We start from the raw sequence: 255 nt of genomic DNA, 5'->3' as shown, positions 1-255 counted from the left end.
CCCAAAGCGGATCAGTATGTAAAGGATAAAAAAAATAAATCAGGAAATCTTCAGAATCCTCCTGCTTTATCGAGATAATTTAAGATGCAAAAGTTTTTTAATATAGAAAAAACCTCTGAGGGAAAGGAGAGAGCGGGAGAACTTACCACGGATCACGGTAAGATTCAGACGCCTATTTTTATGCCTGTAGGAACCGTTGCAAGTGTAAAAACAGTTCATCAGAGAGAATTAAAAGAAGATATCAAAGCTCAGATC

The 255-nt window shown here is 36.9% G+C and carries 1 pseudogene; it reads left to right on the top strand.

From position 1 onward, the window contains the following. Window positions 1-84: 84 nt before the first annotated feature. Window positions 85-255, top strand: a pseudogene (gene tgt, locus WFK35_RS23195) (tRNA guanosine(34) transglycosylase Tgt); the annotation flags it as partial.

The sequence above is a fragment of the Chryseobacterium sp. VD8 genome, assembly GCF_037149975.1.
Classification (GTDB): domain Bacteria; phylum Bacteroidota; class Bacteroidia; order Flavobacteriales; family Weeksellaceae; genus Chryseobacterium; species Chryseobacterium indicum.
This window is presented reverse-complemented; position numbering and strand designations above follow the sequence as displayed.